The sequence below is a fragment of the Phenylobacterium sp. GW823-FHT02A09 genome (assembly GCF_058797775.1).
The window spans coordinates 38010-64719 of sequence record NZ_JBXAJZ010000002.1 but is presented as its reverse complement, the minus strand read 5'-3'; the positions used below and the strand labels follow the sequence as shown (position 1 = coordinate 64719).

The 26710-nt window shown below is 69.9% G+C and carries 26 protein-coding genes; 12 read left to right on the top strand and 14 right to left on the bottom strand.

Features of this window, described 5'->3' with window-relative positions:
• The first annotated feature begins 2 nt into the window (after nucleotides 1-2).
• A complete protein-coding gene (locus AC1Q87_RS07395) occupies nucleotides 3-1523 on the top strand; it encodes an alpha/beta fold hydrolase (RefSeq protein WP_492608336.1) in 1521 nt (506 codons plus the stop codon).
• On the opposite strand, the gene hisN is transcribed toward AC1Q87_RS07395, so the two are convergent.
• Entirely contained in the window at nucleotides 1524-2339 is an 816-nt protein-coding gene (hisN, locus tag AC1Q87_RS07390; protein WP_492608335.1) for a histidinol-phosphatase, read from the bottom strand.
• Nucleotides 2340-2419: 80 nt separating this feature from the next.
• Nucleotides 2420-2821: a helix-turn-helix domain-containing protein gene (locus tag AC1Q87_RS07385; protein ID WP_183771864.1), complete on the bottom strand. Its 402-nt coding sequence runs from the start codon at nucleotides 2819-2821 to the stop codon at nucleotides 2420-2422.
• Between the two features lie 126 nt (nucleotides 2822-2947).
• On the opposite strand from AC1Q87_RS07385, the gene AC1Q87_RS07380 reads away from it, so the two are divergent.
• Nucleotides 2948-3862, top strand: a complete 915-nt coding sequence (locus tag AC1Q87_RS07380) for a lysophospholipid acyltransferase family protein (protein WP_492608334.1) — start codon at nucleotides 2948-2950, stop codon at nucleotides 3860-3862.
• Here AC1Q87_RS07380 and AC1Q87_RS07375 read toward each other — a convergent pair.
• The 4 genes from AC1Q87_RS07375 to gcrA all read right to left on the bottom strand — a co-directional run bounded on the left by AC1Q87_RS07375 (nucleotide 3859) and on the right by gcrA (nucleotide 7036).
• Nucleotides 3859-4605 carry a M23 family metallopeptidase gene (locus AC1Q87_RS07375; RefSeq protein WP_492608333.1) on the bottom strand — a complete coding sequence of 249 codons (747 nt, stop codon included), beginning with the start codon at nucleotides 4603-4605 and terminating at the stop codon, nucleotides 3859-3861. The two genes, AC1Q87_RS07380 and AC1Q87_RS07375, sit on opposite strands and share 4 nt — an antisense overlap.
• A 94-nt stretch (nucleotides 4606-4699) precedes the next feature.
• Nucleotides 4700-4918, bottom strand: coding sequence for a DUF2093 domain-containing protein (locus AC1Q87_RS07370; RefSeq protein WP_183771867.1), 219 nt, complete (start codon nucleotides 4916-4918; stop codon nucleotides 4700-4702).
• 47 nt (nucleotides 4919-4965) lie between these two features.
• The gene (xseA, locus tag AC1Q87_RS07365) at nucleotides 4966-6423 is read right to left on the bottom strand and encodes an exodeoxyribonuclease VII large subunit (RefSeq protein ID WP_492608332.1); all 1458 of its coding nucleotides are present in this window, start codon (nucleotides 6421-6423) and stop codon (nucleotides 4966-4968) included.
• A 97-nt stretch (nucleotides 6424-6520) separates the two neighbouring features.
• Nucleotides 6521-7036: a cell cycle sigma 70 cofactor GcrA gene (gcrA, locus tag AC1Q87_RS07360; RefSeq protein ID WP_492608331.1), complete on the bottom strand. Its 516-nt coding sequence runs from the start codon at nucleotides 7034-7036 to the stop codon at nucleotides 6521-6523.
• A 251-nt stretch (nucleotides 7037-7287) separates the two neighbouring features.
• Between gcrA and AC1Q87_RS07355 the strand changes: the two genes are divergently transcribed.
• On the top strand, nucleotides 7288-8112 hold the full coding sequence (locus tag AC1Q87_RS07355) for an ABC transporter permease (RefSeq protein WP_492608330.1): 825 nt from the start codon (nucleotides 7288-7290) through the stop codon (nucleotides 8110-8112).
• Nucleotides 8113-8129: 17 nt separating this feature from the next.
• Here AC1Q87_RS07355 and AC1Q87_RS07350 read toward each other — a convergent pair whose 3' ends face one another.
• Complete coding sequence (locus AC1Q87_RS07350) at nucleotides 8130-8540, bottom strand: YbaY family lipoprotein (protein ID WP_492608329.1); 411 nt, start codon at nucleotides 8538-8540, stop codon at nucleotides 8130-8132.
• Nucleotides 8541-8765: 225 nt separating this feature from the next.
• Here AC1Q87_RS07350 and AC1Q87_RS07345 point away from each other — a divergent pair, with 225 nt between their 5' ends.
• The 4 genes from AC1Q87_RS07345 (at nucleotide 8766) to AC1Q87_RS07330 (ending at nucleotide 13075) form a co-directional block, all read left to right on the top strand.
• Nucleotides 8766-9944, top strand: coding sequence for an aspartate aminotransferase family protein (locus AC1Q87_RS07345; protein ID WP_492609262.1), 1179 nt, complete (start codon nucleotides 8766-8768; stop codon nucleotides 9942-9944).
• Between the two features lie 112 nt (nucleotides 9945-10056).
• Entirely contained in the window at nucleotides 10057-10992 is a 936-nt protein-coding gene (gene argF, locus AC1Q87_RS07340; RefSeq protein ID WP_492608328.1) for an ornithine carbamoyltransferase, read from the top strand.
• A 66-nt stretch (nucleotides 10993-11058) separates the two neighbouring features.
• On the top strand, nucleotides 11059-11967 hold the full coding sequence (locus AC1Q87_RS07335; protein WP_492608327.1) for an Hsp33 family molecular chaperone: 909 nt from the start codon (nucleotides 11059-11061) through the stop codon (nucleotides 11965-11967).
• A 43-nt stretch (nucleotides 11968-12010) separates the two neighbouring features.
• Nucleotides 12011-13075: a carboxylesterase family protein gene (locus AC1Q87_RS07330; protein WP_492608326.1), complete on the top strand. Its 1065-nt coding sequence runs from the start codon at nucleotides 12011-12013 to the stop codon at nucleotides 13073-13075.
• Here AC1Q87_RS07330 and AC1Q87_RS07325 read toward each other — a convergent pair.
• On the bottom strand, nucleotides 13072-13572 hold the full coding sequence (locus tag AC1Q87_RS07325; RefSeq protein WP_492608325.1) for a methyltransferase family protein: 501 nt from the start codon (nucleotides 13570-13572) through the stop codon (nucleotides 13072-13074). The two genes, AC1Q87_RS07330 and AC1Q87_RS07325, sit on opposite strands and share 4 nt — an antisense overlap.
• Nucleotides 13573-13615: 43 nt before the next feature.
• A complete protein-coding gene (gene metZ / locus AC1Q87_RS07320; RefSeq protein ID WP_492608324.1) occupies nucleotides 13616-14800 on the bottom strand; it encodes an O-succinylhomoserine sulfhydrylase in 1185 nt (394 codons plus the stop codon).
• 137 nt (nucleotides 14801-14937) lie between these two features.
• Between metZ and AC1Q87_RS07315 the strand changes: the two genes are divergently transcribed.
• From AC1Q87_RS07315 to AC1Q87_RS07295, 5 genes are all read left to right on the top strand, one after another.
• Nucleotides 14938-15951: a 2'-deoxycytidine 5'-triphosphate deaminase gene (locus tag AC1Q87_RS07315; protein ID WP_492608323.1), complete on the top strand. Its 1014-nt coding sequence runs from the start codon at nucleotides 14938-14940 to the stop codon at nucleotides 15949-15951.
• A 45-nt stretch (nucleotides 15952-15996) separates the two neighbouring features.
• Complete coding sequence (locus AC1Q87_RS07310) at nucleotides 15997-16473, top strand: VOC family protein (RefSeq protein WP_492608322.1); 477 nt, start codon at nucleotides 15997-15999, stop codon at nucleotides 16471-16473.
• Nucleotides 16474-16505: 32 nt separating this feature from the next.
• The gene (purD, locus tag AC1Q87_RS07305; protein WP_492608321.1) at nucleotides 16506-17780 is read left to right on the top strand and encodes a phosphoribosylamine--glycine ligase; all 1275 of its coding nucleotides are present in this window, start codon (nucleotides 16506-16508) and stop codon (nucleotides 17778-17780) included.
• Nucleotides 17781-17864: 84 nt separating this feature from the next.
• Nucleotides 17865-18932, top strand: a complete 1068-nt coding sequence (locus AC1Q87_RS07300) for a phosphotransferase family protein (RefSeq protein WP_492608320.1) — start codon at nucleotides 17865-17867, stop codon at nucleotides 18930-18932.
• A 66-nt stretch (nucleotides 18933-18998) separates the two neighbouring features.
• Entirely contained in the window at nucleotides 18999-20945 is a 1947-nt protein-coding gene (locus AC1Q87_RS07295; protein WP_492608319.1) for a transglycosylase domain-containing protein, read from the top strand.
• On the opposite strand, the gene lpxK is transcribed toward AC1Q87_RS07295, so the two are convergent.
• From lpxK to AC1Q87_RS07270, 5 genes are read right to left on the bottom strand one after another with little or no spacing between them, the layout of a single operon-like run.
• On the bottom strand, nucleotides 20942-21934 hold the full coding sequence (lpxK, locus tag AC1Q87_RS07290; RefSeq protein ID WP_492608318.1) for a tetraacyldisaccharide 4'-kinase: 993 nt from the start codon (nucleotides 21932-21934) through the stop codon (nucleotides 20942-20944). The two genes, AC1Q87_RS07295 and lpxK, sit on opposite strands and share 4 nt — an antisense overlap.
• Nucleotides 21931-23181, bottom strand: a complete 1251-nt coding sequence (locus tag AC1Q87_RS07285) for a 3-deoxy-D-manno-octulosonic acid transferase (RefSeq protein ID WP_492608317.1) — start codon at nucleotides 23179-23181, stop codon at nucleotides 21931-21933. Before AC1Q87_RS07285 ends, lpxK begins: the two co-directional genes overlap by 4 nt.
• 9 nt (nucleotides 23182-23190) lie before the next feature.
• Nucleotides 23191-24183 carry a cation diffusion facilitator family transporter gene (locus AC1Q87_RS07280; protein ID WP_492608316.1) on the bottom strand — a complete coding sequence of 331 codons (993 nt, stop codon included), beginning with the start codon at nucleotides 24181-24183 and terminating at the stop codon, nucleotides 23191-23193.
• Nucleotides 24184-24213: 30 nt separating this feature from the next.
• Nucleotides 24214-24903 (bottom strand): lysophospholipid acyltransferase family protein, encoded by a 690-nt coding sequence (locus tag AC1Q87_RS07275; RefSeq protein ID WP_492608315.1) that lies wholly within the window; start codon nucleotides 24901-24903, stop codon nucleotides 24214-24216.
• 8 nt (nucleotides 24904-24911) lie between these two features.
• Complete coding sequence (locus AC1Q87_RS07270) at nucleotides 24912-26684, bottom strand: ABC transporter ATP-binding protein (RefSeq protein ID WP_492608314.1); 1773 nt, start codon at nucleotides 26682-26684, stop codon at nucleotides 24912-24914.
• Nucleotides 26685-26710: the final 26 nt, after the last annotated feature.

The following is a 26710-nucleotide window of genomic DNA, read 5'->3' as shown; positions in this document are numbered from 1 at the left end:
GCATGTCGCCGGCGCCTTTGATCTCCATTCCAAGCGCGCCGGTCCCGGCCGGCGCCGAAGCGGCCTGGTTCGAGGGCGCGGGCAAGGCCCGGCTTCGGGCGGCGCTGTTTCCGGCCCGCGGCGCGGTTCGCGGCTCCATCGTGCTCAGCGGCGGCCGCACCGAGCCGATCGAGAAGTATTTCGAGGTCATCGAGGACCTCACCGCGCGTGGCTTCGTGGTTCTGGCCCATGACTGGCGCGGCCAGGGCCTGTCACACCGCGAACTGCCCGACCGCCTGGCCGGCCACGCGCGCGGCTACGACGCCTTCCTGGCCGACTATCGCGCGTTGCTGGCGGCCTATGAGACGCGGCTGCCCAAGCCGTGGTTCGCCATCGGCCATTCGATGGGCGGATGCCTGACCCTGCTGGCCCTGGCCAAGGGCGAGGCCGCGCAGTTCCAAGGCGCGGTCCTCTGCGCGCCCATGCTGGGTCTGCAGCTTGGCAAGACGCCCCCGGCGGCGGCGCGGCTGATGGCCGGCCTCAACGTTCTGCTCGGCCGCGGCGGCGCCTTCGCGCGGCCGGCCGGCCCGGCCGAGACCTTCGAGACCAACATCCTCACCCACGACCGCGCGCGCTATGAGCGAGCCAAGGCCCAGGTTCGCGCCGAGCCGAAGCTCGACCTTGGCGGGCCGACTTGGGGGTGGATCGACTTCGCGCTCAAGGCCACGGCCTATCTGTCACGGCCCGAGAACTTGAAAAGCGTCACGATTCCGGTCGTCATCGTCTCTGCCGAACAGGACAGACTCGTCGACAACACCGCCCAGCGCGTGGCTGCGAAGAACCTGCCTGCGGGCGAGTTCGTCAGCGTAGCCGGCGCGTTCCACGAAATCCTGATGGAGACGGACACAATGCGGAACATCTTCCTGCGTGCGCTGGACGCCCTGCTGGGCCGCTCGGCCCCGGCGCCCTCGGCCCCGGCGTCTTCGGCGCCCAAACCGGCCGAGCCTGCGCCCGCGCCGGTGGCCGCCGCCGCGCCGGCTCCCGCACCGGCTCCGGTCGTCGAGGTGAAGCCTGAGCCCGCTCCCGCGCCGAAGGCGCCGGAACCCGCTCCGGCGGTTGTCGCCGAGGTGAAGCCCGCCGCGCCGAAGGCCGCCGCCAAGCCTAAGGCTGCGCCGAAGCCCAAGGCCGAAGCCAAGCCTGCCGCCAAGCCGGCTGCGAAACCCAAGGCCGCGCCGGCCGCCAAGCCTGCGGCCAAACCTGCTGCGAAGGCGGCTGCGCCGAAGGCCGCTCCGGCCCCGAAGGCGACGGCCAAGGCGCCGGCGGCTGAGAAGGCTGCGGCCAAGCCCAAGGCCGCCGCTCCCAAGCCCGCCGCGGCTCCGAAAGCCGCCGTCAAGGCTGCGCCGAAGGCCGCCGCCAAGCCCGCCCCCGCCGCGAAGGCGCCGGCTGCGAAGGCCGCCCCCAAGGCTGCGGCCCCGAAGGTCGCCGCTAAACCGAAGGCGACCGCAAAGCCGGCCGCCGCCAAGAAGGCTCCGGCGAAGAAGTAGCTATTTCGCCGATCGCTTGAGGGCGACCAGGGCCTCGTCGAGGCAGGCCCGGTCGCCGGCGATGGCGATCTGCCCGCCGTTCGGCCCCACCGGCTGGCCGCGCCAGTTGGTGACCAGGCCGCCGGCGCCCTCGATCAGGGGGATGGCGGACTCGATGTCCCACGACTTCAGGCCGGCCTCGATCACCATGTCCATCTTGCCCATGGCGACCATGGCGTAGGCGTAGGCGTCGCAGCCCAGCCGGGCCAGTCGCGCAGCGGCGCGCACCTGGGTCCAGGCGCCCAGCTCGGCGCCGTCGAAACAGGCTTCAGGATCGGTGGTGGCGATGATCGCGTCGGTCAGCTTGGGACAGGGACGGACCTTCAACGGGGTGACCTGACCCTTGGCGACGAGGCGCGATCCGCCCGCGTGGCCGATGAAGACTTCGTCCAGATAGGGCTGGCCGATGGACCCCAGGACCGGGCGGCCCTGGTGGCGTAGGCCGATCAGCGTCGTCCAGAGCGGCAGGCCGGCGATGAACGCGCGGGTCCCGTCGACCGGGTCGAGCACCCAGACAAACTCGGCGTCGGGGCGGTCCTCGCCGTACTCCTCGCCGATCACCCCGTGGTCGGGAAAGCGGGCCGAGATCAGTTCGCGGATCGCCGCTTCCGCGCCCTTGTCGGCGGCGGTCACGGGGTCGAATCCGCGCGCGCCGCCCTTGTCCTCCAGTCCGTGGTCGGATCGGAAGTAGGGCAGGGTCACGCGCGCCGCGGCGGCGTTGAGTTCGAGAAGAAAAGCGTCGAGTTCGGCCAGACGGCCGGCGGCAAGGGCGGGCATGGCATCCGCTTTACCCTGCCGCCGGCCTCCGCGATATCCCCCTGTCGGGGGTCGCTCGGTCGGGCGCAAGCAGTCGGGCGTCAGGCCGCCTCGTGTTCGCCGTTCAGCGACTTGGCGAGGTCGAGCAGACGGCGACGCGGGCGTTCGCCGAGCTGATAGTAGGCGCGGATGAGGTCCAGCGTCTCCTTGCTGGCCAGCATCTCGCCGCCGGCTTCACCCGGGCCTTCGCCCAGCGCATGTTCGCGCTGCGCGGTGTCCGAGAGGCCGTCGTAGAAATAGCCGACCGGCACCTCGAGCGCCTCGGACAGCTGCCACAGGCGGGCCGCCGAGATGCGGTTGGCGCCGCATTCGTACTTCTGAATTTGTTGGAACCGCACGCCGCAGGCGCCGGCCAGTTGCTGTTGCGTCAGCCCCAGCAGGCGCCGCCGACGGCGCAACCGCTTGCCGAGATGAACGTCGATATTGCTACCCATGGACTCCATCGCCCCCAATCCCTCTGCTTGCCGCCCGTCCCAAAGCGAGACGGCCTGCAGGGATTTTCGCAAGTCGCGCGCCAAGCGAGCGCTGTTCGCGTTGCGCGACAGGGAACGACGCGACTAGTAGAGGGCATGACGCAGGCTAAGCCCCCGGTGGCGCAGGATCTTTTGTGGCGGTTGGAGGCCCTGGCCTTCGACGTGGTGATCGCCTTCGCGCGGATGTTGCCGGTCGATCTCGTGTCGGATTTCGGCGCGTGGTTCTTCAAGGCGGTGGGGCCGCTGACCAGCGCCCAGAAGGTGGCGGAGACCAATCTGCGCATCGCCTTTCCCGAAGCGCCGGACGCGCAGATCGCCGATCTCCTGAAGGCGCAATGGGACAATACCGGGCGCACCTTCCTTGAGCTGCTGATCATGGACCGGATCATCGGCGCGCCGGGCCGGGTCGAGATCGTCAATGGCCAGCGCTTCGACGAGATCGCCGCCAACCAGGAGCCGGTGGTGTTCGTTTCGGGTCACTTCGCCAATTTCGAGGTGATGCCGGCGGCGATCGTCAATTCGCCGGTGAAGTGCCAGATCACCTATCGGGCGATGAACAACCCGCATGTCGAAAAGCGGGTGCGCGACTATCGCTTCCGCTACGGCGTCCGCTACTTCGCGCCCAAGGGCGGCGACGGCGCACGCGAACTGCTGGCCGCGCTCGGCCGCGGCGAGTCGGTGGCGCTGATGAACGACCAGAAGTTCAACGGCGGGGTCGCTGCGCCGTTCTTCGGGGTGACCTGCCACACCGCGCCCGGCCCCTCGCGCCTGGCGCTACGCTACAACACCGTGCTGCAGCCGATGTCGGTGCAACGCCGGCGCAAGGCCAGGTTCCGGGTGGTCGTGCACGACCCGATCCACCTGGAGCACACCGGCAACACCACCGCCGACATCGAGGCGGGCGTGCGCAAGATCAACGCCATGATCGAAGGCTGGGTGCGCGAGCGGCCGGCCGAATGGTTCTGGACCCACAAGCGCTGGCCCAACGAAACCTATCGGCGCAATCGCTAGGCTGCGGCCGGGCCGGACGCTCCGACCATCAGCATAGGGTTCATGTGCCGCCCGCGCCACTTCAGCCGCCAGCACAGGTGCGGTCCGGTCGCCCGGCCGGTGGCGCCGACCGCGCCGATGCGCTGGCCGCGGGCCAGGGTCTGGCCGCTGGAGACGTCGACGCGGCTGAGGTGCAGGTAGGCCGAGACCAGGCCCTGGCCATGGTCGACCATGACCAGCCCGCCCTCGAACAGCATGCCGGGATCGGCCAGCACCACCAGGCCGCCGGCGGGGCTCGATACCGGCGTGCCGGTCGGAGCGGCCAGATCGATGCCGTAGTGGGGCGGGCGCGGCCGGCCGTCGATGATCCGCTGACCGCCGAAGCGGGCGGTGACCCGGAAATCGCGCAGCGGCGCGGAGAAGCCGCTCTTGAAGTCGTCCCGGTCGGTGACGCTGGCGAAGGCCGCGGACTTGCGCTTGGTCTCGTCGGCGATCCGCGCTTCAAGTTCGGGACTGGCCTGACCTTGATAGACTTGGCGCAGGCCCTTGATGCGCTGGATGTCGTATTCGGCCCGGTCGATCTGCAATTGCCGCATGAGGTCGGCGCCGCGCGCGTCGATGCGCACCTGGGCGCTGGGCCCGGCGTCGCGGTCGAAGCCGAGATAGAAATACCCGTCATCCGAGGCGCGGGTGACCTTCTGGCCATCGAGGAACACCTGCGCACGCGGCGAGGTGCGGCCGATCGCAAAGCCGCTCTGCTGCATGCGGCCGCTCATCGCCAGGTCGGCCGCCCTGGCGGGCGCGGCGAGTGCGGTTGAGGCCAGCCCGAGAACCGCCGTGCGGCGGCTCAGCGGCGCGTCAGGGATGCAGCTCTTTCCACCGCGCCAGCGCTTCGACCGGCGTGGCGTAGGCTTCCTGGAGGGCTGGGTTCCAGTAGCGCAGGGCCTCCACCGGGATCTTCACCTTCGAGACGGCGCAGATCACGTAGCGTCCCGGCTTGAGCACGACGAATTCGCCGTCGCCATAGTGGAGCGAGGCGATGTCGGAGCCGGTGAGGTCGCGGTCGTGGGCGTTCATGGAAATCTATGTAGCGCGACGGACGCGGCGAGAACAGGGCGCCGCCGCTAGAACAGGTCGCCCTGGTTGGACGGGGCTGACGGCGGCTTGGGCGCGCGGACCGGCTTGGCGGCTGGCGTCGGGGCCGCGGGCGGAGCGGCGCTGGGCGTGCCGTCGATGGTCGCCTCGCGGCTCTGGTCGGCGAAGACCAGTCGCACGCCCTCGCCGCTGACCAGGCCGGCGCCTTCACGCACCAGCGATCCGTCGGCGCGGTGCACGCGGGCGAAGCCGCGCTTCAAGGGCGCGCTGGGATCGACCGAGGCATAGAGCTTGGAGAGGCTGGAGAGCCGCTCGGCGGTGCGGTCCAGGCCGCGCGCCATCGCCGGCTTCAGCCGCAAGACCAGGCGCGCCAGGCGGTCGGCGTGGACCTGCTGCGGGCGCTGCAAGAGGCCGGGGGACAGTCGGGAGGAGACCCGGACCAGGTCGGTGTGGTGCGCGGCGACGTTGCGCGACAGCCCCGCGCCCAGCCGGCTGGAGGCCAGGTTGAAGCGCTGGGCGGCCATTTCGACCAGGTCCGGCACGCGGGCCAGCGCGCGGCCGGCGTGTTCGACGCGGCCGCGGCGGTCCTCGACCGTCCGGCCGCCGCAGCGGTGCAGGCGCGCCGAGAGGTCGCCGATATAGGCCTTCAGCTCGACCAGGACCGGCGTCGCCATCTCGGCCGCGGCGGTCGGGGTCGGCGCACGGCGGTCGGAGACGAAGTCGATCAGGGTGGTGTCGGTCTCGTGCCCGACGGCCGAGATCAGCGGGATGGTCCCCGCCGCGACGGCGCGGGCCAGGGCCTCGTCGTTGAAGGCCCAGAGGTCCTCGACCGAGCCGCCGCCGCGGGCGACGATCAGGATATCGGGACGCGGCACGGGGCCGTCCGGGGCCATGGCGTTGAAGCGGGCGATGGCGTTGGCGACCTGGCCGGCGGCCGCATCGCCCTGGACCACGACCGGCCAGACGATCACCCGGCACGGCCAGCGGTCGCGGATGCGGTGCAGGATGTCGCGGATGACCGCGCCGGTCGGGCTGGTGATGACGCCGACCACGGCCGGCATGGTCGGCAAGGGCCGCTTGCGGGCCTGGTCGAACAGGCCCTCGCCATGCAGCTTGGCCTTCAGGCGTTCGAGCTGGGCCAGCAGGGCGCCGACGCCGGCCGCCTCCATGGTCTCGATGACCATCTGGTAGCGCGAGCCGGCCGGATAGGTGGTGATCCTGCCGGTGACCACGACCTCCATGCCCTGTTGCGGGCGGATGGAGAGGTTCTTGACCGATCCCTTCCAGACCACGCCGTCGATCGCGGCGCGCTCGTCCTTGATGGTCAGGTAGACGTGGCCGTTGGAGTGGTGGGTGACCTTCGAGAGCTCGCCGCGCAGCCGGACGAACCCGTAGGCGTCCTCGAGGGTGCGCTTCAAGGCGAAGGCCAGTTCGGAGACCGAGTAGGCCTTGGCGTTGCTGTCGGTGTCGGTCGCGACGTCGGTCATAGGGCAGAGATAGCGGCCTGCGCCGTCAAAAAGAAGTTCGGGCGCGCCCGACAGCGAAGCTGCCGCTCGGCGCGCCCGGAACCCATCCCCCCGGATACTAGATGTAGCGGCGCAGCGAGCGGGCCAGTTCGTTGGCGCCGCCACGCTTCTTGGTCTGCACCGGCTGGTACGCCACGCGGGCGTGCTCCATGCAGTAGGGACCGTCGTCCTGGCGCCGGCCGCAGAAGGTGAAGCTGTCGCTCGACGGATCGCCGATCGGCCACTTGCACATGTGCGCGCCCAGGGTCAGCACCGTGGCGGTGCCCGGGGCTTCCTCGACGTAGCGCACCGGCGACGGCGTCGGCGACGGCGCGGCCGCAGCGACCGCGGTCGGTTCGGCGATGCGGCGCGGCGCGGCCGGAGCCGCGGCGGCCGGACGGGCCGGACGCGGCGCCTTGAAGGCCGGACGGGCCGGCTTCGACGGCGCGGCGCGTCCCGACAGGCCCAGGCGATGGACCTTGCCGATGACGGCGTTGCGGGTCACCCCGCCCAATTGTTTTGCGATCTGGCTGGCCGAAAGGCCGTCTTGCCAGAGTTTCTTCAGACTCTCGACGCGTTCGTCAGTCCAACCCATGTCTGGCTCCACCCGCTTGCACGCTCCCAGCGCCGCCCCCGCGGGTGGCCGGGATCTACATCTTGTGGCAGTCCGAAAACCTGACCGCCATCAACTACTAGATATCGTAACCCATCCATTAACGGCCACAATAGGCGCCCTCACCTTCGTCCACAGAAACTAGATATTGATTCTGTCCACAGGGTTCGCGTTTCAAGCGGCGCCGTGACGGGTGCTTGCGAACTGGCCAAAGCGGGCGCACATCCTGGCCCATGAAGGACATGCCCGCCGCCGCCGACGCCGTCATCCCGCCGCAGCCCCGCGACTATCACGGGTTCAACTGGGCTGGGTTCGGGACCCTCTATACCCGTGAGGTGCGCCGCTTCTGGAAGGTGGGCATGCAGACCCTGGCCGCGCCGGTGGTGACGGCGCTGCTGTACATGATGGTGTTCGTGGTCGCGGTGCGCGGCGCGGCGCCGCCGATCCACGGCACCCCGTTCGCCGTGTTCGTGGCGCCGGGCCTGATCATGATGCAGGTCCTAAACAACGCCTTCGCCAACTCCTCGTCGTCGCTGCTGCAGGCCAAGTTCAACGGCCTGGTCGGGGACTTCATGACCCCGCCGCTGACCCCGCTGGAGCAGGTGTTGGCCTTCTCGCTCGGCGCGGCGACCCGCGGCGTCGTGGTCGGGGCGGTGACCTTCGCGGCGATCCTGCCGTTCGCCGCCCTGCCGATCACTCACGTCTGGGCGGTGCTCTACTTCGGGATCGGGGCCGCGCTGATCCTGGGGATGCTGGGCATCATGGCCGGGCTGTGGGCCGAGAAGTTCGACCACATGGCGGTGGTCACCAACTTCATCATCATGCCCCTGACCTTCCTGTCGGGGACCTTCTATCTGGTCGACAAGCTGCCAGAACCGTTCCGCACGGCCAGCCACTACAACCCGTTCTTCTATCTGATCGATGGCTTCCGCTACGGCTTCATCGGCCACGCCGAGGGCTCGCTGATCGCTGGCGTCGGCATGACCGCCGGCCTCGTGATCGCCTTCGCCTGCTTGTGCCTTTGGATGTTCGAGACCGGCTACAAGCTGAAGACCTGAAGCCGGCCCCGTAGACCTCAGTTCTGGGGCACGCCCACGGCGATCATCTCGACGTGGTGCGGGGAGCCGCGGGTGATCACCGGGGTGTGGGTGTCGGTGATGAAGCGCAGCTTGCCGTCGACCTCGATGCGCGCCGACACCGTGTAGGTGTGGTTGTCGACGATCGTGGCCGGGTCGTAGTTCAGCGTGAACTTGTAGGGCGGCGAGCCGCCGGTGAGCACCTGGGTGTCGATCACCTTGGCCGGCGCGTCCATCAGCGAGGTGTCGGCCAGGGTGACGGTGACCGTCGCCGTCGGCGGCAGCATGATCCGTTCGCGATAGAGCACTGAGCCGGTGACCTGGCCCTTGGCGGCCGGGGCGGGGGCTGTGCTGGCGCAGCCTGCGACAGCCAGGGCGACGAGCGGAGCGAGAGCGTAGAGAGTCTTCATCCGGGCCTCCTCGGTGAGAAACGTGGCCAAACATGGACCCCTGCGGCCAAGTGGTCCATGAAGCTTCACAGAAGCGGTCATTGACAGACCGCCGTTCCCAGCGGAAAACGCCAAGCCTTCCAGTCCCCGCAGCCGTCGCCGCGGGGACGCTTACGTTTTCGGAGGGCAATCCCCGTGACTGAAAAGACCGCGCAACAAGCCGCGACCGTTCCCAGCGACCACATCATGGGCGTCTACAACCGCGCTCCGCTGGCGTTCGAACGAGGCGAGGGCGCGCGCCTGTTCACCACGGACGGTGACGCCTATCTGGACTGCATGGCCGGCATCGCGGTGAACGCGCTCGGCCATTCGCACCCCAAGCTGGTGCAGGCGGTGAAGGACCAGGCCGAGAAGCTCTGGCACGTCTCCAACGTCTTCAAGATCCCGGGCCAGGAAAAGCTGGCCAAGGTGCTGACCGACGCCACCGGCCTGGATGAGGTGTTCTTCACCAATTCCGGCGCCGAGGCGATCGAGTGCGCGATCAAGACCGCGCGCAAGTATCACTGGGCCAACGGCGCGCCCGAGCGGATCGACATCATCGGCTTCGACGGCTCGTTCCACGGCCGCACCCTGGCGGCGGTCAACGCCTCGGGCAACGCGGCCTATCTCGAAGGCTTCGGCCCGCGCATGCCGGGCTTCGTCCAGCTGCCGTTCGGCGACATGGACGCGCTGAAGGCCGCGGTCGGCCCGAGCACCGCGGCGATCATCGTCGAGCCGGTGCAGGGCGAGGGCGGCGCGCGCTCGCTGAGCGAACAGCAGCTCCAGCAACTGCGTCAGCTCTGCGACGAGACCGGCACGCTGCTGATCCTCGACGAGATCCAGTGCGGCCTGGGCCGCACCGGCAAGCTGTTCGCCTGGGAATGGGCGGCCGGCGTGAAGCCGGACATCGTGGCCCTGGCCAAGGCCCTGGGCGGCGGCTTCCCGGTCGGCGCCTGCGTGACCTCGGCGGCGGCCGGCGCCGGCATGACCGTCGGTTCGCACGGCTCGACCTACGGCGGCAACCCGCTGGCCATGGCGGTGGCCCTGGCCTCGATGGAAGAGCTCGCCAAGCCCGAGCTGATGGATCACGTCCGCGAGCTGGCCGGCTACTTCACCCAGCAGTTCAACGGCCTCAAGGACCGCTATCCGGACGTCGTGCTCGACATCCGCGGCAAGGGCCTGCTGATCGGCCTGAAGCTCGCGACCAACAACCGCGAGTTCATGCAGCACGCGCGCGACCAGCATCTGCTGATCGCAGGCGGCGGCGACAACTGCGTGCGCCTGCTGCCGCCGCTGACCCTCACGCTCGAGGAAGCCCGTGAGGCGGTCGAGAAACTCGACCGCGCCTGCGAAGCCGCCCGCGCCAAGGCCAAAGCCGCCGCCTAAACGAAACCGCCCTCCCGGCGAAGGCCGGGACCCAGGTGAAACACCCCGCTCTCTCCAGATGAACCTGGGTCCCGGCCGTCGCCGGGATGAGCGGGGTTAGTGGGACCCCACCATGACCCAACCCGTCAGACACTTTGTCGACCTCTGGAAGATCGAAGCTTCCGACCTGCGCGCCATTCTCGACGACGCCAAGGCGCGCAAGGCCGCCCGCCGCGGCTGGCCGCAGGGGCGCGTGGACGGCGACGCCCCGTGCCGCGAGCGCACGCTGGCTATGATCTTCCAGAAGAACTCCACCCGCACCCGCTTCTCGTTCGACGCAGCCATGCGCCAGCTGGGCGGCGACGTCATCATCTCGACGGCCAACGACATGCAGCTCGGCCGCGGCGAAACCATCGAGGACACCGCCAAGGTGCTCTCGCGGATGGTCGATGCGATCATGCTGCGCGCCAACAGCCACGAAGACGTCGAGCGGCTGGCCTACGCCTCCACCGTGCCGGTCATCAACGGCCTGTCGGACAAGGGGCATCCCTGCCAGATCATCGCCGACCTGATGACCTTCGAGGAACATCGCGGTCCGGTGACCGGCAAGACCCTGGCCTGGGTCGGCGACGGCAACAACGTCTGCTCCAGCTTCATCCACGCCGCGCCGAAGCTGGGCTTCAAGCTGAACATCGCCAGCCCGGCGCTCTATCATCCTGACCTGATGGATCTGGCCCGCGCGGCCGATCTGCAGGGCCAGGTGTTCACCACCGACGATCCGCGCGAAGCCGTGCGGGGCGCCGACTGCGTGATCACCGACACCTGGGTGTCGATGGGCGACGTCGACCACGACGAGCGGATGGAGGCTCTGGAGCCCTATCAGGTCGACGGCGATCTGATGTCTCTAGCCGCCAAGGACGGCGTGTTCCTGCACTGCCTGCCGGCGCACCGCGGCGAAGAGGTGACCGACGACGTCATCGACGGTCCGCAGTCGCTGATCTGGGACGAGGCGGAAAACCGCATCCACGCCCAGAAATCCATCCTCGCCTGGTGCTTCGGGGCGATCTAACCGCGACAACGGGAGGCCGCAGCTGAAGCTCGCAAGTTAGGCCGCGCCTCCCTATATGCCGCCACCATGTCCGACACCGTCATGAACGCCATCCCCGACGACATCGTCGCCCCCTTCCAGATCGAAGGCGAAGCCGTGCGCGGCCGCCTGGTCCGGCTGGGCCCGGCGGTGCACGAAATCCTCTCCGGCCATGCTTATCCCGAGCCGGTCGCCAATCTGCTGGGCGAAGCCTGCGCGCTCGCCGCCCTGGTCGGCTCCAGCCTGAAGTTCGATGGCCGGCTGATCGTCCAGGCCCAGGGCGACGGCCCGGTGCGCTACGTGGTGGTCGACTACGACACCAGCGGCGCCCTGCGCGGCTATTGCCGATACGACGAGGAAGAGGTCGCCAAGCTGACGACCGGCTTCGTGCGGCCCGGCGCCAAGAGCCTGCTGGGCGGCGGCGTGTTCATCATGACCGTGGACCAGGGCCCGGACATGGACCGCTATCAGGGCGTCACGGCGATCGAGGGCGAGACCCTGGCCCTCTGCGCCGAGCAGTACTTCGCCCAGTCGGAGCAGACACCGACCCGCGTGCGCCTGGCCGTCGGCCAGGCCGACGTCGGTCAGGGCCCACAATGGCGCGCCGGCGGCATGCTGATCCAGAACATCGCCGAGGACGACGCCCGCGGCTCGACCACCGAAGCGTGGGTCCGCACCCAGGCGTTCTTCGAGACCATCGGCGAAGACGAACTGCTCGATCCGACCATCTCGGCCGAGACCCTGCTGTTCCGCCTGTTCCACGAGGACGGCGTGCGGGTGTTCGAGCCCAAGCCGCTGCAGGCCTTCTGCCGCTGCTCGCAGGACCGTATCGAGACGGTGCTGAAATCGTTCGGCGAGGACGAGCGCGCCGACATGGTCGAGGACGACGGTCAGATCCGCGTCACCTGCGAGTACTGCTCGCGGGTTTACGCGATCGATCCGGCCGGCCTGGCCTAAGACCGGGCTGGCCTCCGGCCCCCGCCGACGCGACTATGGCGTCATGCAAGACGCCGACCGCGAGTTTGAAGAACTGGCCACCCTCACCGGCGCGCTGCTGGGCGCGCTGGAGGCGCTGGCCTTCATTGGACGGCGGCTGAACCCGCCGGACCTGCCCGCGCTGCTGGCCGCGGTCGGCGCGCCGGAGGAGGCGTTACGCGAGTCTCTGCAGCGGATGGCCGGCTGGCAGGGTCAGGTCGTGGCGCTGCGCGAGCTGCTTGAAGAAGCCGGCCTCGCCGTGGTGTCGGGGTTCGAGGAGCTTCGCGCGGGCGTGGCGGCGGGCGACGTGATGCAGGCGTTCCGGGGGCTGCGCCATGGCCCCCGGGCGCAGGAGGCGCTCTATCCCCTGGCCGGCCTGCTGCCGCCCGTGAACCGCTTCTTCCTGGAGCCCGGGGTCCGCGGCGATGCGGCGTTGCAGGCGCGCTTTCACGCACCCGCGCCGCACACCGGCGTCATGCATGCGGGGGGCGAGCCGGGCGCGCGGGGGGCTTTCTCGCTTTACGTGCCGGAATACTACTCAGCCGACCGCGCCTGGCCGCTGGTGGTGGCGTTGCACGGCGGCTCCGGGAACGGCCGCGCCTTTCTGTGGAGCTGGCTGCGGGCCGCCCGCAGCCGCGGCGCGATCGTGGTCGCGCCGACCGCCGCCGGCCAGACCTGGGCGCTGACGGGCCCCGACTTCGACACGCCCAACCTGGCGCATATCGTCGGCGAGATCGGCGCGCGGTGGAACCTGGACCGCAGCCGCCTGTTGCTCACCGGCATGAGCGACGGCGGCACCTTCAGCTATGTCAGCGGGTTGGAGGCGAACTCGCCGTTCACGCATCTGGCGCCGGTCGCGGCCGCCTTCCATCCGATGCTGGCTCAGGCGGCCGACAGCGATCGCCTGCACGGGCTGCCGATCCAGGTCGTGCACGGTGCGCTCGACTGGATGTTCCCGATCGGCATGGCGCGCGCCGCCGTCGAGGCGCTGGAGGCTGCTGGCGCCGACGTCGCCTATCGGGAGATCGAGGATCTCGCCCACACCTACCCGATCGAGATGAGCGCGGAAATTCTGGCCTGGCTGGGCTAGCCCTTCCAGGGACGCAGGCGCGGCGCCCAGCGCGGCACGTTGGCGAAGTAGGGGCCATACGCGTTGGGGAAGCTGCGGCGCAGCGTCGGCTCCTCATAGGCCGTCACGAAGGCATGGAAGATCGCCCAGAGGGCAAGGCCATAGGCCAGCGTCCAGGGGCGTGCCGTGACCAGCGCCTGGCCCGCGACCAGCGCCAGCACGGCCACGTACATCGGATTGCGGACGTACCGATAGAAGCCGGCCACGACCAGGCGCTCGGGCGGCGCGATCGGCGCCGGGGTCCCGCGGCCCTGCAGGGCGAAACGCAAGAAGGACTCAAGCAGCACGGCCAGCCCAGACAGCGCTAACGCCGCGCCGATCACGGCGAGCAGCGGCCATCCGGGCAGGTCGGCGCGCGGCGTCGCCAGCTTGATCAGGTGAGGAACCAGCAGCCCGATCGTTCCTGGCGCCAGCACCAGGAACAGAGCCGAGCCGATCAGCGATGTCGCGCGGGTCATCGCAGGCCTCCCGATGGAGAGGCCTGCGATCAGGCGCTCAAGTTCAGGCGGCGTCCAGAGCGCGGTTGACGTCGCGGGTGAGGTCGCCGGCGCCTTCCAGGCCGACGCTCATCCGCACCCAGCCCTCGGTGAGGCCGATTTCCAGGCGCTCGGCCTCGGGCATCGAGCGGTGCGTGGTGGTGCAGGGGTGCGTGGCCATCGACTTGGCGTCGCCGAGGTTGTTGGAGATGTCGACGATCTCCAGCGTGTCCAGGAACCGCCAGGCCGCCTCGCGGCTGCCCAGGTCGAAGGCCACGACATTGCCGCCGCCGGTCATCTGGTTGGCGATGATCGCCGCCTGCGGGTGGTCGGGACGGGTGGGATAGAGCACCGTCTTGGCCTTCGAGTGCGCGGCGATCACGTCGGCGATCTTCGCCGCGTTCTGCGCCTGGCGCGTGACGCGCAGCTCCAGCGTCTCCAGGCCCTTGAGCAGCACCCAGGCGTTGAACGGCGACAGCGCCGGCCCGGTGTGGCGCAGGATGTCCTTGTAGGATTCCGTCATCAGCGGCTCAGCGCCCAGGATCGCGCCGCCCAGCACCCGGCCCTGACCGTCGATGTGCTTGGTGGCCGAATAGACGACGATGTCCGCGCCCAGGGCCAGCGGCTTCTGGAAGACCGGGGTGGCGAAGACGTTGTCGACCACCAGCTTGGCGCCGGCTGCATGGGCGATCTCGGCGACCGCGCCGATCGCCGTGACTTCCAGCAGCGGATTGGCGGGGCTCTCGACCAGGAACACCTTGGTGTTGGGCCGCACGGCGTTCTTCCACGCGTCCAGGTCGGTGGCGTCGACATAGGTCACCTCGACCCCGAAGCGCGGCATCCACTCGGACAGGATCCAGCGGCAGGAGCCGAACAGGGCGCGACCGGCGACGATATGGTCGCCGCCCCGCACCAAGCCTTGCAGGGCCACGTGCACCGCGGCCATGCCCGAGGCGGTCGCCTTGCAGGTCTCGGCGCCTTCCAGCAGGGCCAGGCGGTCCTCGAACATCTGCGTCGTCGGGTTGCCGAAGCGCTGGTAGATGAAACCCGGTTCCTCGCCGGAGAAGCGCTTGTCGGCGGCGCCGGCGCTCTCGTACGAGAAGCTCTGGGTCAGGAACAGCGCCTCGGAAATTTCGCCGTAGGGCGTGCGTACCATGCCGCCGCGCACCAGCTTGGTCTCGAGCTCCCAGTCGCGCGTGTCTTCGGCCATGGTGGTTCCTTTCAGCTTAGGCTGGGCGTTCTAAACCTCGACCTGGGCCTTCGCCACCAGTGAAAATCTGCCGCAGCTTGCAGCCAGGCGGGTGCGAAGCCTTGCAAGACTCGTGGCGGGCGGCGAGTGTCGCGGCGATGAGCCAAGCCGCCGGTATCCTGCCTTCCCAGTCCATCGATGACCTGATCGCCGCGGGCGCCATCACGTCCTCCCGTCCGTTCGACGCCGACCAGGTGCAGCCGGCCAGTCTTGATCTGCGCCTGGGCGCGCGGGCCTGGCGCGTGCGCGCCTCGTTCCTGCCGGGCCTGGGCCGTACGGTGCCCCAGCGCATCGAGGACGTGGCGATGCACGAACTCGACCTGACCAAGGGCGCCGTGCTCGAGAAGGGCTGCGTCTACATCGCCGAGTTGCAGGAGGCCCTGGCGCTGCCGAAGGGCATTTCGGCCCGCGCCAACCCGAAGAGCTCGACCGGCCGGGTCGATGTGTTCGTGCGGCTGCTGACCAACAATTCCGTCGCCTTCGACGACGTCGCCGAGGGCTATGCCGGCCCCACCTTCATCGAGATCGCGCCGCAGACCTTCTCGATCCTAGTGCGGACGTCCACGCGCCTGAACCAGCTGCGCCTGAAGCGCGGCGAGCCGCCGAAACTCCAGGTCCGCAGCGTCGGGGTCGACCTTTCCGACGGCGTCGCCGGCTTCCGCGCCCGTCGTCACGCCGGCGTGGTGGACATGGACCATGTCGACGGCCACGACCCCAAGGACTTCTGGGAGCCGCTGATCCCGCGCCGGGGCGAACTGCTGCTCGATCCGGGCGAGTTCTACATCCTGGCGTCCAAGGAGGCGGTGGAGATCCCGGTCATGGAGGCGGCGGAGATGACCCCGATCGATCCGTCGGTCGGCGAGTTCCGGGTGCACTACGCCGGCTTCTTCGATCCCGGCTTCGGCACCGAGGAGGCGGGCGGCGTGGGCTCGCGCGGCGTACTCGAAGTGCGCAGCCATGAAACCCCGTTTCTGCTCGAGGACGGCCAGACCGTCGCTCGGCTGGTTTATGAGCCGCTGACCGCAAAACCTGCCCGTCTCTACGGCGAAGGCGGGTCCCACTATCAGCGCCAGGGCCTCAAGCTCTCCAAGCATTTCCGCGTCTGGGGCTAGGCGGCATGTGCTATGCTGACGGCCTCCCCGCGGAGGACGGTCGGCATGCTGAAGCTGGACCATGTGGTGTTTCCGGTGCGCGACGCCGGCGCCAGCCTCGCCTTCTATCGCGACGTCGTCGGGCTGGAGCTCGTCGAGGCCCATGAGGGCGACGATTGGGGCGACTACGCCTGGCTGATGATGATCTTCGCGTTGCCGGGCGGCGGCGAGATCGTGCTGGTCGAGCTCAAGGACGCGCCGGCCCCGCTCTATCGCGATCTACCCAAGGACGCCCGCCACTACGCCATGGCCGCGGACACGGTGGCTGAGCTCGCCGGTTGGCGGCTGCGGCTGCGCGAGGCCGGCGTGCGCTATTGGGAAGAGGACCACGGCGCCCAGCAGTCGATCTACTTCCAGGACCCCGACGGGGTCGTGCTTGAGGTCACCGCTCCGCCGAGCCGCCCGGCGACGAAGACGTCGGAACGCGCCCGCGCCACGGTTCGGCGCTGGATCGAAGCGGGCTCCGGCGCGGCCCATCCTTGACCGCCGCGCCCGCGCGCGCCAAACGCTCGCCCATGAACATCCTCCTCGTCGGCTCGGGCGGGCGCGAACACGCGCTGGCCTGGAAGATCGCGGCCTCGCCGCTGGTGAAGCGTCTGGTCATCGCCCCGGGCAATCCGGGCATGGCCGCTCTCGGCGAACTGGCGCCGCTGAAGGTCACCGACGTTCCGGGCCTGCTGGCGTTGGCCAAGGAGATGGCGGCCGATCTGGTGGTCATCGGTCCGGAGCTCTCGGTCGAGGCGGGTCTCGCCGACGCCCTGAACACGGCGCAGATCCCATGCTTCGGCCCGGTCGCCGCCGCCGGCCAGCTGGAGTCCTCCAAGGCCTTCACCAAGGCCTTCACCGACCGTCACGCCCTGCCGACTTCCGGCTACAAGGTTTGCGATACGGCCGAGGCCGGCAAGGCCGCGCTCGACGCGTTCCAGCCGCCCTACGTGATCAAGGCCGACGGCCTGGCCGCCGGCAAGGGCGTGGTCATCGCCGCGGACAGGGCTGAAGCCGAAGCCGCCATCGACGACGCGCTCGGCGGCCGCTTCGGCGCCGCCGGCGCCCGGGTGGTGATCGAAGAGTTCCTCGAAGGCGAGATCGGCTCGCTGTTCGCGCTCTGCGACGGCAAGGACTCCATCGTCTTCGGCGCGGTCCAGGACCACAAGCGCGCCTACGACGGCGAGCTCGGCCCCAACACCGGCGGCATGGGCACCTACTCGCCGGCCCCGGTCTTCACGCCCGAACTGATCGAGCAGACCCGCACGCGCCTGGCCGAGCCCGCCTTCGCCGGCATCGCCTCGGAAGGTGCGCCGTACAAAGGCGTGCTGTTCGTCGAGCTGATGGCCACCAAGGACGGTCCCAAGCTGGTCGAGTTCAATGTCCGCTTCGGCGATCCGGAATGCCAGGTGCTGATGCTGCGCCTGGAAAGCGATCTGGTTCCCTATCTCGTCGCCTGCGCGAACGGCACGCTGGCCCAGATGCCTCCCCCGGTCTGGCGCGACGAATCCGCGATCTGCATCGTGCTGGCCGCCGACGGCTATCCGGAAGCTCCGGTCACCGGTTCGATCATCCGCGGCGCCGAACAGGACTTTGGCCCTGAGGTCGTGGTCTTTCATGCCGGGACTTCGCGCGACGTCGACGGGACGCTCCGCGCCTCGGGCGGCCGGGTGCTGAATGTCTGCGCTCGGGGCGCGACCCTGCAAGAGGCTCGGGACAAGGCCTATGCGGCGGTTGGGAAGATCGACTGGCCGGGCGGCTTCCACCGCACCGACATCGGTTGGCGAGCGCTTACGTCGCGTTAGTTCCCGCGGCGGAACGGCTTGCTCCGCATGCCTTGCCCTCGGTATGGTGGTTCAAACAACTGTACGAACGTCGAGGGAAACGCCATGTCCGACACCGCAGAGCAGCAGCGCGAACAGCTCAACAGCGGGACCAAGGAGGTCGCTGAATCCCATCGTTTCGACGAGGCTGCGCTGGCTGCCTGGATGCAGGCCAATGTCGAGGGTTACGCCGGCCCGTTGGAAGTGCGCCAGTTCAAAGGCGGCCAGTCGAACCCGACCTATCAGCTCGTCACCCCGACCAAGAAGTACGTCATGCGGCGCAAGCCGCCGGGCAAGCTGCTGCCCTCGGCGCACGCGGTCGACCGCGAGTACAAGGTGATCACGGCGCTCTATCCGACCGGCTTCCCGGTCGCCCGCTCCTACGGCCTCTGCACGGACGAGTCGGTGGTCGGCACCATGTTCTACGTGATGGACATGGTCGAAGGCCGCATCCTCTGGGATCAGCAGCTGCCGCAGTACGAGCCGGCTGAGCGCCACGCGATCTTCATGGCCAAGATCAACACTCTGGCCGACCTGCACAACACCGACTACCAGGCCATCGGCCTCGGCGACTACGGCAAACCCGGCAACTACATGGGCCGGCAAGTCGATCGCTGGACCAAGCAGTACAAGGCCTCGGAGACCACCCACATCGAGGAGATGGAGCGGCTGATCGACTGGCTGCCCAAGACCCTGCCCGAGCAGGAGCGCACCTCGATCGTCCATGGCGACTACCGCCTCGACAACATGGTCATCCACCCCACCGAGCCGCGCGTCATCGCCGTGCTCGACTGGGAGCTGGGCACCCTGGGCGAGCCGCTGGCCGATTTCACCTATCTGCTGATGAACTGGGTCAACGGCACGATCTCGCAGCTGCCGGACCTCAAGGCGCACGGCATTCCGACCATCGAGGAAGCGGTCGAGGCTTACTGCGCCCGCACCGGCCGCTCGGGCCTGCATCACCTCGACTGGTTCTTGTCCTACAACATGTTCCGCCTGGCCGGGATCTGTCAGGGCATCGTCGGCCGGGTCCGCGATGGCACGGCCAACAGCCCGCAGGCCGCGGCGATGGCCGAGCGGGTGCCGCAACTGGCCAAGTCGGCCTGGACCTACGCCCAGAAGGCGGGGGCCTAGCAACCGTCTCAGCGGCGTGCGAAGAGGGCGATCGGCCGATCGCCCAACGTCCGAGTACGGAGCCCCATGACCGAGCTTACCGGCGCACCTGAAGTCGTGCGCGAACGGCCGCCGATCTGGCGTCGCCGCCCCTGGCAGATCGCCGCTGGCGCGGCGCTCGCCATGGTCGCCGTGATCGTCTTCATGGTCTGGTCGCTGCCGCTGGGACGGGCCTTGGAGCCGTTGCCCGACCCGACGCTGGTGCTGGTCACCGCCGACGGCAAGCCGTTCGCCCGGCGCGGCTCGTATAAGGAGCAGCCGGTCGACGCGACCAAGCTGCCCAAGTACGTCCCCGGCGCGTTCATCGCCATCGAGGACCGGCGCTTCTACAGTCATTTCGGTATAGATTTGAAGGCTTTGACCCGCGCCCTGCAGCGCAACGTCTCGGCCGGCGAGGTCCAGCAGGGCGGCTCGACCATCACCCAGCAGTTGGCGAAGAACGCTTTCCTCAGCAACAAGCGCAGCCTGCGCCGCAAGGCCCAGGAGGCGATGATCGCGCTCTATCTCGAGGCGCGTTTGTCGAAGGACGAGATCCTCTCGCGCTACCTCTCGACCGTTTATTTCGGCGACGGGGTGTTCGGCCTGCGGGCCGCCGCGCGCCACTACTTCGACAAGACCCCGGAAAACCTCAGCATCAGCGAAGCCGCCATGCTCGCTGGCATGGTCAAGGCGCCCTCGCGCCTAGCCCCGACCGAGGACCTGCCGGCCGCCCAAGCGCGGGCCCGCATCGTCATCGCGGCCATGGCCGAGCAGGGCGTCATAACGCCGCAGCAGGCGCGCGGAGCGCGGCCGGCCACTGTCCGATCAGGCCGCGAGAAGCTGCCGGTCGGCTCCTACTTCGCCGACTGGGTTTCGTCCCAGGCGCGCGAGGCGTTCGAGGCCGCCTATGGCGAAGTCATGGTCCCGACCACGCTGGATTCGATCCTGCAGGACCGCGCCGAGGAGATCGTCAGCACCGCCCTGAAGCGTCATGGCGGCTATCTGCACGCCAGCCAGGCGGCGCTCGTCGCGATGCGCCCCGACGGCCGGGTGATCGTGATGGTCGGCGGCGACGACTACAAGACCAGCCAGTTCAATCGCGCCGCAGACGCCCAGCGCCAGCCGGGCTCGGCCTTCAAGCTGTTCGTCTACCAGGCCGCTCTGCGCCAGGGCATGACCCCCGACAGCCTGATCCTCGACGCGCCGGTCACCATCGCCGACTGGTCGCCCAAGAACCACGAGGGCCACTACGCCAACCGCGAGATCCACCTGCGCAACGCCTTCGCCGGCTCGTCCAACGTGGCCGCCGCGCGCCTGGCGCAGCAGGTCGGCCGCGGGGCGATAATCAAGGCGGCCGAGGACATGGGCCTGCGCTCGCAGTTTCCGCCCGACCTGACGCTGGCGCTCGGCACCGCCCCGACCACGCTGCTGGACCTTACCGCGGCCTATGCCGGCGTCGCGGGCGGCCGCTATCCGGTGACCCCCTACGGCGTGATCCAGGCGCGGAAGCCCGCGCCCAAGGAACTGCCGGCCAAGGAGCGCGACGGCCTGCGCGACATGCTGCGCGCCGCGGTCGTCTTCGGCACCGCTAACGGGGGCAACGTCTCGCAGTACGCCTATGGCAAGACCGGCACGACCCAGGACTACCGCGACGCGCTTTACCTCGGCTACGTCGGCGATCTGGTGATCGGCGTCTGGGTCGGCAACGACGACAACAGCCCGATGAACGGCGTGGCCGGCGCCGGCCTGCCGGCCGAGATCTGGCGCGACTTTGCGCGGTTCGCGATGAGCAAGGGCGTGGTGCGCGCCAACGGCCGCCAGATTGGCTTGGCCCCGGTCGCGCCGCCGCCGGTCGAGGCCCCTGAACTGACGATCGACGATCTCATGCCGGTGGAGCCGACCGACCCGGCCGCGCCGCCGGCCGAGCCGGCGCCGGCGCCGACCCCAGCAGCGCCGCCGCAGGCGGCTCAGCAGCCGGCGCAGCCGATCTTCTAGCGGTAGGGCGCGATCAAGCGTTCGAGGGCGTCGTCGTCCTCGAACACCGCCCGCACCGGCCAGGCTTTGGCTCGCTCACGCCACGCGGGCGGCAAGCGCACCCAGTCCTTCTCGGTGGTCACGAGGCCGGCGTCGAAGATCTCGGCGCGGCCCTCGATCAGCTTCAAGGCGGCGGCGTCGTAGGCGAAGTGGTCGGGGAACGGCACGAAGTCGACCAACTCGCAGCCGGCCGCCTTCAGCGCTCGCTCGACCTTCCAGGGCATGCCGATGCCGGCGAAGCCCACCTGCGGTCCAGGCGGCGGCGCCTCGGCCGGCTCCAGGCGCGCGATCAGCACCGGCTTTGCGGCGAGGGCGGCGAGCAGTTCCGGATCGGGCTCGGCCAGATCGGCGGGCAGCATGACGATCACCGCGTCGGCCCGCGCCAACCCGATCGCCAGCGGTTCACGCAGCGGTCCGGCGGGAAACACCGATCCGTCGCCCAGCGGCCAGACGTTGTTGCGGGTCTCGCCGTCGACGACCACCAGCGACAGCGCCTTCTTCAGGCTCGGATTCTGATGTCCGTCATCCATGATGATCGCGGACGCGCCGGCCTCGACGGCGGCCAGAGCCCCGGCCGCGCGGTCGCGGGCCACCCAGATCGGTGCGTCGCCGGCCAGCATCAGCGGCTCGTCGCCGACCTGCGCAGCGGTGTGGCGGCCCGGATCGACGCGCAGCGGCCCCCGCTCGGACCCGCCGTAGCCGCGTGACAGGCCGTGGGCCCCGGGCAGGCGGCGCAGCAGTTCGCGGACGACCGGCGTCTTGCCCGAGCCGCCGACGGTGAGGTTGCCGACGCAGATCACCGGCGCGCCGGGATCGACCGGCTCGGCCTTGGCCATGCGCCGCGCGGTCGCCGCCGCCCAGATCCAGGAGACGGGCCTCAGCAGGGCGCGGGTGATCGGGGCCGGCGCGCCCTCGCGGGCGTACCACCAGCGTGGGGTCGAGAGCTTCATGCGGGCAGCAGTGGGGTGAGCAGGGCCAGCGCCTTGTCCAGGGCCGCGCCCTGGCGTTCGGCGTAGGCGAGGGCGGCGCGGCCGATCCGCGGCGCGATCAGCGGCTCGTTCAACAGGCCGCGCAAATCGCGCGTGAGGGCCGCCTCGTCGGCGCAGCGGATCGCGGCTACGCAGTCGAACATCTCCTCGTACGTCGAGGCGGCGTTGAATACGTCCGGACCGGTGACGATCGGAACGCCGAGCCGCGCGGGCTCCAGCGGATTGTGGCCGCCGACGCCGGGCACGAAGCTGCCGCCCATCACCGCGACGTCGCAGGCGCGGAAGAACAGGCCCATCTCGCCCAGGGTGTCGGCGACATAGGCTGTGGTCGCTGCGGTCAGCGGTTCGCCAGCCGCGCGCCGCGCCGTCTGGCGGCCCAGCCGGGTCAGCAGCGCGGCCACGGCTTCGCCGCGGTCGGGATGACGCGGCGCGACGACTAGCAGGGCCCCTGTCCCGGCGGCGGCGCGGGCGATGATCTCGTCCTCGCCGGGATGGGTGCTGGCGGCCAGGATGACCCGGCGTTCGCCGGTGGCGGCCTTCAGGCGTTCGAGTTCGGCCAGATCGGCCGGCAGCGGCGCGCCGACGTTCTTGAGGTTGAGGTGCGGGCCGGTGGCCGCGCCCAGGCCGCGCAGCCGCGCCTCGGTGTCGTCATCTTGCGGCAGGACCAGGTCGAATGCGCACAGCAGCGCGCGGGCGGCGCCAGGTGCGCGGGCCCAGCCGTCCGCGCTGGCCTGTGTCATGCGGGCCGAGATCAGCGCCAGCTTTGCGCCGCGGGCCTTCGCGCCGAGGATCAGGTTCGGCCAGAGCTCGCTCTCGACCTGGATCGCGGTGTCCGGGCGCCAGTGGTCGAGGAACCGGCGCACGGCCCCCGGCGTATCGACCGGCGCATATTGGTGGATGACGCCCGGCGGCAGGCGCTTGGCGAGCAATTCGGCCGAGGTGCGGGTTCCCGAGGTGACCAGCAGAGTCAGGCCCGGCCGGACCAGGGCCTCGGCCAGCGGCAGCAGCGACAGGCTCTCTCCGACGCTGACGCCGTGCAGCCAGACCAGCGGGCCGGGCGGGCGGGCGACGCCGGTGTGGCCCAGGCGCTCGCCGACGCGGTTCGGGTCCTCCTTGCCGCGTGCGGCGCGCCGGCGCAGCAGGCCGGGCGCCAGCGGTTCGGCCAGCCCGGTGGCGGCGGCGTAGAGCGCGAGGGAGAGCGGACGCAAGGGCCGGGCTCAGATCGCGTGGGCGTTGGCGAGCCGGCAGGCCGCCGAGTGGCCGGTCTCGACCTGCAGGGTCGCATGGCCGATGCCGAACTTGTGGGCCAGGCCCTCGCAGGCCTCGTGCAGGAACGCGTCGCCGTCGGTGTTTTCCGGCCGGGTCACGTGGGCGGTCATCGCCGTCTCGGTGGTGCTCATCGCCCAGACATGCAGGTCGTGCACTTCGGTTACTCCGGGGCGGGCCAGCAGCCAGGCGCGCACCGCTTCGACGTCCAGTCCCCGAGGGGCGGCGTCGAGGGCGAGATCGACGGAATCGCGCAGCAGCGCCCAGGTGCCGATGACGATGACGGCGGCGATCAGCAGGCTGAGCGCCGGGTCGATCCACAGCAGGCCGGTCAGCGCGATCGCGCCGGCCCCGATCACCACGGCCAGCGATACGGCGGCGTCGGCCGCCATGTGCAGGAAGGCCCCACGGATGTTGAGGTCCTCGTGGCCCTTCATGAACATCAGCGCCGTGGCGGTGTTGATCACGACGCCGATGGCGGCCACGGCCATGACCGGCCAGGTGGCGATCGGCGCCGGCTCGGAGAACCGGTGGATGGCTTCGGAGACGATCACCCCGACCGCGACCAGCAGCAGCACGGCGTTGGCCAGCGAGGCGAGGATCGTGGCCTTGCGCAGGCCGTAGGTCCGGCGCGAGGTCGGGGCCGATTTCGCGAGAATGGTCGCCCCCCAGGCCAGCAGCAGGCTGAGCACATCGGAGAGGTTGTGTCCGGCGTCGGCCAGCAGCGCCAGCGAGCCCGACCAGATGCCGACGCCGGCCTCGGCCAGGACGAAGGCGAAGTTCAGCCCCACGCCGATCGCGAAGGCGCGTCCGAAGTCCTTCGGCGCATGGCTGTGGCCGCCCGGCCCGTGGGCATGCGAATGACCGTGGCCATGCGCGTGCCCGCCATGATCGTGGTCGTGATCATGGTCGTCGTGCCGATGGCTGTGATGGTCGTGCGCCATGACCCTATGTGTCATCCTGGCGCGGAAGGATCAACGTCGCCCGACCAGGGCCTGGGCCCGCTGGGTGGTGGCTGTCAGCTTGGCCGACAGATCCGCGATCAGGGCGGCGATCTCGGCCTCGCCGGCGTCGGCGGGCACGTAGAACGGGCCGTCCCAGGCGGTCGCGCCGCGCCCGAACGGCCAGGCGAAGGTGACCTTGTCCCAGGTGTCGAGCACGATGGCCGGCGAAACCGCCAGGCCCATCAGGTAGATCGGCGCGCCGGTCTTGCGGGCGATCTGCAGGGAGCCGGGCGCGATCACCTCGGCCGGGCCGCGCGGACCGTCCGGCGTCACGATCAGCACGCCGCCGTCGTTGACCCAGTTCATCGCCTGGCGGATCGCGGCGACGGCCTGGCGAGCCTTGGTGGTGTCGCCCTTCTTGGCCGAGGAGGTGCGGATGGCTGGGAAGCCGGCCCGCGACAGCGCCTGGGCGACGAACTCGCCGTCGGAGGACGGAGAGACCATGCAGCGGACCTTGTCGCGCCGCCACCAGACGGGCGCCAGGCCCAGGCACAGCGGGATGCTACCGTGCCAGAACAGCCCCACCGCCGGCTTGCCGTCCTGCAGCACCGGTTCCACGCAGGCCATGTTGTCGTGCGTCCAACGACGGCTCTTCAGCGTGATGATCAGGTGCAGCCACAGCAGCCAGCTCAGGAAAGTCTGGACGCCGGGGTTACGCAACAGGTTCTTCAAAGTGCGGGTTCCATGTCGAGGTCCTGGCTCTTGGCCAGCCGGGCATAAAGGCCGCGCTTCTTGATCAGGCTCGCATGGTCGCCGGTCTCGACGACCTTGCCCTTTTCGATGACATAGATGCGGTCGGCGCCGCGCACGGTCGACAGCCGGTGCGCGATCAGGATGGTGGCGCGCCCGTGCATCAGCCGCGACAGCGCGGCCTGGACCTGGGCCTCGCTCTCGGTGTCGAGTGCGCTGGTGGCTTCGTCGAGCAGCAGGATCGGGGCGTCCTTGAGGAAGGCGCGGGCGATGGCGATGCGCTGGCGCTGGCCGCCGGACAGGCGCGCGCCGGCCTCGCCGACCAGGGTCTCGTAGCCTTCGGGCAGGACGCTGATGAACTCATGCGCCGCGGCGGCCTTGGCCGCTTCGATCACCTGCTCGGGCGTGGCGCCGGGCCGGCCGTAGGCGATGTTGGCGCGGATGGTCTCGTCGAACAGGAACGGCTCCTGGGTGACCAGGGCGACATGGTCGCGCAGCGAGGCCAGGGTGACGTCGCGCACGTCGACGCCGTCGATCGTCACCTTGCCGCTGCTGGCGTCGTAGAAGCGCGGAATCAGGTTGAGGATCGTGGTCTTGCCGCCTCCGGACGGGCCGACCAGGGCGACGGTCTCGCCGCGCCGGACCTCGAAGCTGACGCCCTGCAGCGCGGGGCGGTCCTCGGCGCCGTAAGCGAAGCCGACGTCGTCGAAGGCGACGGTGCCGTTGGTGATGACCAGCGGTTTGGCGCCGGGGCGTTCGCGCACTTCCGGCTCGACGTCGAGGGACGCAAACAGCCGGCGCGCGGCCGACAGTCCCTCGGCCATCACCGTCTGCAGGTTGGCGAGCTGGCGCAGCGACTGCGAGGCGAGGCCCAGCGCGCCGATGAAGGCGACGAATGCCCCGACGTTCATGCCGCCGGACTGCGAGCGCCAGCCGGCATAGGCGATGACCCCGGCCGTGATCAGGGTCATCAGGGTCTCGGTCGCCGGAGCGGCGCGCGCGCGCGCGTTGGCGCCCTTGACCAGGAACTTCTGGCGGCGCTTGACCACTTCGGCCACGCGCTCTTCCTCATAGGCCTCGCGGTTCTCGATCTTCACCACCCGCACGCCGTCGAGGCTTTCCATGATCGCGGTGGAGAGGGCCGAGGTCTCGGCCATGGCGCCCTTGGTGGCCTTGACCGTCCGCTTGGAGAAACGGCGCATGACCCAGGTCGACAGGGGCGCGGCCACCACCAGGGTCAGCGACAGCATCGGGTCGTTGCTGACCATCACGACGATCGCCCCGATCACCGTCAGCAGGTGCTGGGTATAGTTGATCACCCCTGCGGTGGCCGCCTCGCGGATCAGGCCCGCGTCGTAGAGCACCGAGGAGACGAACGAGCCGGTGTGGCCGGCCCGCAGGCGCGCCAGGTCGGCGCGCACCAGCTTGCCGAACAGCTGCACCTGGACCTGGCCGACGACCTCGTTGCCGATGCGGTTGACCTGGGTCGCCTGGATCACCTGCGACAGGCCGCGCGCCAGCGCGAGACAGGCGATGGTCAAGGGCACCGCCAGCAGGGTTCCGGGCTTGTGATTGACCAGCAGGTCGTTGATCGCCGGCTCCAGGATCTGGATCAGGCTGGCGCTCAGATAGGCCACCGCGATCGCGGCGATCATGGCCACGGTCCAGCCCTTCCAACGCGGCGCCATGTAGACGCGCGCGATCCGGGCGACGACGGCGCGGGTGGAAAGTTCGGCGGCGGGCTCGCTCATCGGTCCTGGGGTCGGCTCTCGGCGCG